The organism is Mesorhizobium sp. M0514 (genome assembly GCF_040321145.1).
Lineage (GTDB): Bacteria > Pseudomonadota > Alphaproteobacteria > Rhizobiales > Rhizobiaceae > Mesorhizobium.
Map to the genome: position 1 here is coordinate 1 of NZ_JAMYQZ010000214.1, position 542 is coordinate 542.

Here is a 542-nt window from a genome sequence, read left to right on the forward strand (position 1 = left end):
ACGCCGGTTCGTCCGCTGGACAAGCCGTTCCTGATGCCGATCGAAGACGTGTTCTCGATCTCGGGCCGTGGCACGGTCGTGACCGGCCGCGTCGAGCGCGGCATCGTCAAGGTCGGCGAGGAACTGGAAATCATCGGTATCCGTCCGACGACCAAGACGACCTGCACGGGCGTCGAGATGTTCCGCAAGCTGCTCGATCAGGGCCAGGCTGGCGACAACATCGGCGCGCTGCTGCGCGGCGTTGATCGTGAAGGTGTCGAGCGCGGCCAGGTTCTGGCCAAGCCCGGTACGGTGAAGCCGCACAAGAAGTTCGTGGCCGAAGCCTACATCCTGACCAAGGACGAAGGTGGCCGTCACACGCCGTTCTTCACCAACTACCGTCCGCAGTTCTACTTCCGCACGACCGACGTGACCGGCATCGTGTCGCTGCCGGAAGGCACGGAAATGGTTATGCCCGGCGACAACATCACGGTCGATGTCGAGCTGATCGTGCCGATCGCCATGGAAGAGAAGCTGCGCTTCGCCATCCGTGAAGGCGGCCG

The 542-nt window shown here is 63.5% G+C and carries 1 protein-coding gene; it reads left to right on the forward strand.

The genetic code is table 11. The annotated features are described in order from the left end of the window. A partial coding sequence (locus tag NKI61_RS32865; RefSeq protein WP_352842433.1) for an EF-Tu C-terminal domain-related protein occupies nucleotides 1-542 on the forward strand: 542 nt, incomplete at both ends.